Origin of the sequence: Kitasatospora sp. NPDC002965 (assembly GCF_040611255.1) — a bacterium.
Classification (GTDB): Bacteria; Actinomycetota; Actinomycetes; order Streptomycetales; family Streptomycetaceae; genus Kitasatospora.
Genome location: NZ_JBEXNT010000245.1, coordinates 1 through 5,940 on the forward strand (window position 1 = coordinate 1; position 5,940 = coordinate 5,940).

The following is a 5,940-nucleotide window of genomic DNA, read 5'->3' on the forward strand; positions in this document are numbered from 1 at the left end:
TCTGCGGGAACGACCCGATCGTGGTGGTCGGCAGCAGCGGCAGGCCGAGGCGGGTGCGCTGGGCCTCGGCGCGCTCCGGCCGCGAGATGACGACCCGTCAGGTGCGGACCGACGCCCCACACTTCACGCTCCACGTCTCACGTCCCGCGTTTCACGCCAGAACCGTGGACATGACATGGGGGCGTGAACTAGCCTCGCTCAGCCATGGAACTGGAACTGCGGCACCTCCGCATCCTGCTGGCGATCGCCGACGCGGGCAGTCTGAGCAGGGCAGCCGCCGCCCTGATGCTCTCCCAGCCGGCGATGACCACCCAACTGCGCAGAATAGAAGCCTCGTTCGGCCAGCCCCTCTTCGAGCGTTCGGCTCGCGGGGTCACCCCCACAAGGGCCGGTGAGCTCGTGATCCTGCACGCCCGTGACGCGGTGGCCAGCGCCGAACGGATTCGCGGCTGCCGCCTCCGGTCGGCGGTCGGCCTGGAGCCGGTGACGGTGGGCGGCAGCTCCGGCCCGTTCCTGGGCCATCTGGCGATCCACCTGCCGGCCGTCCTGAGCAACCCCGTGAGCTTCGTGCAGTGCGCGACCACGGGGGAGGCCATGAGCCGGGTCGCGGACCGGTCCATCGCCGCAGGGTGCCTGGTCGACCTGGAGGGCTTCGGCGCGGCGCCGCCCGACGGAGTCGTCGTCGACGTCATCGGACTCGAACCCGTGGTGGTCGTCCTCCCTGCCGGGCACCCCCTCGCCCGACAGAAGCGGGTCGACCTCGCGGGCCTCGCAGCCGAGACCTGGCTCCTCCCGCCCCACGATCCCGGCTGCGACGACTACGGGGCGCTGGTCGCGGCCTGCGGATCCGCCGGATTCGCGCCGTGCGTCTCACCGCTCCGCATCGGACAGGTGGGCATCCTGTGCGACCTGGTCACCCAGGGCGTCGGCCTCACCCTGCTGCAGGGATCGGCCAGAGCCCGCGAGGGCGTGGTCATGCGAAGACTCGCGGGCGACCCGCTCCTCGGAAGACACGTGCTGGCCCTGCACCGCGAGTCACCGCTCATCGGCGCCCGGTCGCTGCTGCTGGCCCTCGTCCGGGACGCCTTCGACGCCCGGTGCGTCAAGCCGGACTGACGCCCCGGCGGGAGAGCGGCTCGCCCACCACCCCCGGGCCTCGGGTCCGTCTGCGGCAACCGCGACCGGGCGCCGTTGCCGGGAACGGGCGTAACACCCGCGTGCCGGCCGTCGATTTACTTGACAGTTCACCGCCAAATCCGGGGCGCCCGCCCCTTCGCGGAGGTGGCGATGCCCACCGCCCGCGCCACCCCCTCCCCTTCGTCCCGGGGAGACCGACCCAACGTAAGGACCGTCATGTCCCACTCGAAGTGGTTCACAACCATCGGCACCGCCGCGGCCATCACCGTGATCATGGCGCCTGCGGCGCAGGCCGTGTCCACACCCGACGCCGCACGGACCGGCGCCGCCGCCGTGACCACCCTCTACTACGACGCCACCCGGGCCGCCGGCTGGGAGGCCGCCGTCTCGGCCGGCGTCGCCTCCTGGAACGCGAACACCAAGAACGTCAAGCTGGTGGCGGCCCGGCCCGGCACCCGCGCCGAGATCCAGATCGTCGCCACCACCGGCTGGCCGCAGGCCACGCTGGGACCGGTCCGTCCGGGCGGCCAGGCCCGGGTGGAACTCGGGAGCCAGGCGGTCACCGAGGGCCACGACAAGACCCGCATCGCCGCCCACGAGATCGGCCACAACCTCGGCCTGCCGGACACCAAGCCCGGACCGTGCTCCCAGTTGATGTCGGGCTCCAGCGCCGGCACCACCTGCAAGAACGCCGTCCCCAACGCGGCCGAGCGGTCCCGGGTCGAGTCCGCCTACGCCGGCCGCACCACCGCGCACGACCCGGCGGAAGGCCACCTGCTGGTCGACGCGTCCTGACCGTGCGGCGGCGAGGGCAGCGCCCGCTGTCCTCGCCGCCCCGGACCGGGTGCGGGGCCGGTGCGCCGATGCCCGGCACACCGGCCGACGCCGATCGACCCCCTCGTGATCCTCCACGTGCCCGACAGTCACACGGCTCCGCGGAACGGCGACTGACGCACCAACCGCCCGGCCCGCCCCTTCGCGCCGAAACCGCCTGGCTACGCTCGACCGCACGGGCGTACGCCGCGGGCCACGTCGTCCGGACCGCCCCGCACGAGGCACGACAGTCGAAACGGCACAGGGACGAGCATGAGCAACCCACTGCAGGACCCCGGCTTCCTCCGGAACCCGTACCCCGCCCTCGCGGCACTCCGAGGCACCTCACCGGTCCTGAAGATGCCCGGCGGAGGAGGGAGGCCGAGCTACCTCGTCACCGGCTACGCCGAAGCCAGGGAGGCGTTCACCGACCCGCGGCTGTCCAAGGACACAGCGTCCTTCTTCGCCGGCAAGGGCACCGGACGCACCCTGCACCCCGCCGTGTCCCGGAGCATGCTGGCCACCGATCCACCCCGGCACACACGGCTGCGGAGCCTGGTGACGAAGGCGTTCACGCCGGGCGCCGTCGCGCGGCTCCGCCCGTACATCGCCCGCGTGACGGACGAGTTGCTCGACGCGTGGGTGCCCGGCGACGTGTCCGACGCCGTCGAGAGCCTCGCCGTCCCGCTGCCGGTCACCGTCATCTGCCGACTGCTGGGGGTTCCCGACGCCGACCGCGCGGCGGTGCGCACCTGGTCCGAGGAACTCTTCGCGGCCGGACAGCCCCAACGGATCGACGCCGCCTCGCACGCCGTCGCCGGCTACATGGCCGACCTCGTCGAAGCCAAGCGCCGCACCCCCGACGACAGCCTGCTCAACGACCTGATCCGTGCCCGCGACGGCGAGGACCGGCTCGGCGAGGACGAGCTCGTCTCCCTCGCGGTGCTCCTTCTCGTGGCCGGGCACGAGACCACCGCCAACCTGATCGGCAACGGACTCCTCGCCCTGTTGCAGGCGCCGAATGCGTTGCACCGCCTGCGGGATGAGCCCGCACTGGCGAGCAGCGCCGTGGACGAGCTCCTCCGGCTCGACTCCCCCGTGAGCACGGCCACCTTCCGGTTCACCACCGAGGACGTCCGCCTCGGCGGCACCGAGATCCCCGCAGGATCCCCGGTGCTCATCGCGCCCGGCGCCGCCAACCACGACCCCGCGCGCTTCCCCGCCCCGGACCGGTTCGACCTCGACCGGGACGCCAAGGGGCATCTCGCCTTCGGGCACGGCATCCACCGGTGCCTCGGAGCACCCCTCGCCCGCGCCGAGGGTGAGATCGTGTTCCGGGCCGTCGCCACGCGCTTCCCCCTGCTCCGTCTCGCCGTGCCCGCCGGGGAGTTGGAGTGGCGGAACACGAGGCTGGTGCGGGGCCCGGTCGCCCTGCCGGTGCTGCCGTGACCGTGCCTCACGCGCCGGCTCCGCCCGCTGCCTGCTCACCGCCCACCGCCCACGCCCCGGGCCATCCGGCTACTGGTGTTGACCCGGGCGGGTGAAGGTCCCCTCCGCCAGGCATCGGAGCCGGTCAGCGAAGGTACGAGGTCCTGCTGTTCGTGTCGCCTCCCGACAGCGAGGTTCCCGTGTCACCTGTCCGACAACCGCGGCTGCGTCCGCCGCACGTCCTGTCCGCGTTGCTGGCGGTGGCGCTCGGTGCGGGCGCCGCCTCGCTGGCCGTCACCTCCCCGGCCGCCTCCGCGGGGACCCCGAGGGCCGGAGCCGTCCGGGCGGACTCGAAGCCGGTGCCCGAAGCGGCCAAGCCGAAGCCCCGGGGCGCCGGGACGCAGCGCCCGATCGGCCCCGACCCGGTGGTCGACCTGCTGGCGCACGGCAACCTGACGATGGCCTCCAACTCGGTTCTGACCTGCGACGACAGCGACGGCTCGGTCTGCAACGACACCGAGGGCACCAACAACGGCCGTACCAAGTTCGTGAAGACCGACCCGAACGCGCCCGGTGACAACGCGTCCTCCGCGCAGCTGGTGATCCCGGCCGGGGCGGAGGTCCTGTCGGCCCGCCTGTACTGGCAGTTCAACCCGACCAACACCAGTACCGCGGGCGGCACCTCCGGAGACATCAACACCGGCAACCTGGTGTCCTGGAAGGTCCCGGGCGGCACCTCCTACGAGCAGCTCACCGCCGACACCTACGACTGGTTCGACCAGCAGGTGGGCGGTACCCCGCCGGAGCCGCTGCTCGCCGGTGCGGGCGTGAAGGACGTCACCTCCCAGGTGAAGGCCGCCGGCCCGGGCAGCTACACCGTCGCGGACATCCAGGCGTGCGCCGGACGCTCCTCCGCCCAGAACTCCGGTGGCAACAACGTGGGCTGCTGGGGCGGCTGGTCACTGGTGGTGGCCTACCAGAACCAGGCGGACCCGCTGCGCTACCTCCAGGTCTGGGACGGCTTCCAACTGCTGCGCTCCCCCGACAACCTGGCCACGCTCACCCTCGCCGGCATCCGCACGCCCGCGACCACCCCGCCGGCCACCATGGGCGTCACCGTCGGCGACGGCGACGTACCGATCGCGGGAGACCAGCTGCTGGTGGGCGCCGCGGCCGACAGCCTCACCCTGCTGCCGATGCCCGGTCCCACCGGCGTCGCCACCGACAACGCCTTCACCAGCCGGATCGACACGGTCAACGCCGACGGCACCGGTGCGAACCTCACCACCCGCGACCCCGCGCCGGTCAACAACTACGGCTACGACGCCCGGACGATCGACGTCACCGGCAAGATCCCCGCCAACAGCGCCCAGGCCGTGCTCCGGATCAACGGCGCGGGCGACGCACTGCACCCGCAGGCGGTCTGGCTCGCCGTCGACGCCCTCGAACCGGACCTGCAGATCACCAAGGCCAACACCCCGCCCGGCCTGGTCGGCCCCGGCGAGACCATCACCTACACCTTCGCGGTCGCGAACCGCCACCAGGACGGCACCACCGCCGACCTCGACACCGCGACCGGCGTCACCGTGACCGACCCGATCCCGGCCGGCACCACCTTCGTCCCCGGCTCCAACCCCGCCTGCCAGGCGAGCGGACAGACCGTCACCTGCACGGTCCCCGACCTGGCACCGGGCGCCGAGGCCAACGTCACCTTCCAGGTCACCGTCGACGCGGCGACCGCCGTCGGCACCCACCTCGACGACACGGCCGCCCTCCGCTTCCAGGGCAACCAGACCCAGCGCGTCCAGGAGCGCACCAGCAACACCGTGCGCAACACCGTCGCCGCCGTGCCCGGCTACACCGTCGTCAAGTCCTCCGACCCCGCCACCGCCAAGCCCGGCGACACCGTCCGCTACCGGATCCGGGCGACCAACACCAGCCGGAGCGACGCCCCCGGCGTCACCCTGACCGACGACCTGTCCGGCGTACTGAACTCCGCCGCCTACAACAACGACGCCGCTGCGGATTCCGGCCGGGTGCAGTTCGCCGGCACCGCCCTGACCTGGACCGGGGACCTGCCCGTCGGGGCCACCGTGACCATCGACTACTCCGTCACCGTACGCTCCCCGCTGGCCGCCGACGTGGTGCTGCGCAACACCGTCGCCTCCGACAGCTACCCGAACAACTGCCGTCCCGGCTCCACCGACGCGCGCTGCCGCGCCGAGGTCCCGGTGACCGGCCCGAGTCCCAGCCCGAGCCCGAGCCCGAGCCCCAGCCCGACGTCCTCACCGAGCCCGACGTCCTCACCGAGCCCCAGCGCCGGCGCCAGCCCGACCGCTTCGCCGAGCCCCGGCCCGACCACGAGCCCCGGCCCGGTGCCCGGCAAGAGCCCGACCCACGTCCCCCCGCCCCGCCCCGACCACGGCGGCCACCTGCCTCAGACCGGCAGCAACGCGGCCAGGGTCCTGCCCCGGGCCCCACCCCTTGGGCCGACCGCCCTGCGCTCCCCCGTGGCGCGTGCCCGGACCTGCACGGACCTGCCCGGACCTGCACGGCCGATCC

General features: G+C 73.4%; 3 protein-coding genes and 1 pseudogene. All 4 read left to right on the forward strand.

Annotation, left to right across the window (positions count from 1 at the left end):
• Window positions 1–204 precede the first annotated feature (204 nt).
• A complete protein-coding gene (locus tag ABZY91_RS41105) occupies window positions 205–1,116 on the forward strand; it encodes a LysR family transcriptional regulator (RefSeq protein WP_355409256.1) in 912 nt (303 codons plus the stop codon).
• A 237-nt stretch (window positions 1,117–1,353) separates the two neighbouring features.
• Complete coding sequence (locus ABZY91_RS41110; protein WP_355409258.1) at window positions 1,354–1,932, forward strand: snapalysin family zinc-dependent metalloprotease; 579 nt, start codon at window positions 1,354–1,356, stop codon at window positions 1,930–1,932.
• Window positions 1,933–2,223: 291 nt separating this feature from the next.
• Entirely contained in the window at window positions 2,224–3,399 is a 1,176-nt protein-coding gene (locus tag ABZY91_RS41115) for a cytochrome P450 (protein WP_355409260.1), read from the forward strand.
• Between the two features lie 179 nt (window positions 3,400–3,578).
• Window positions 3,579–5,940: pseudogene (locus ABZY91_RS41120) on the forward strand (hypothetical protein); the annotation flags it as partial.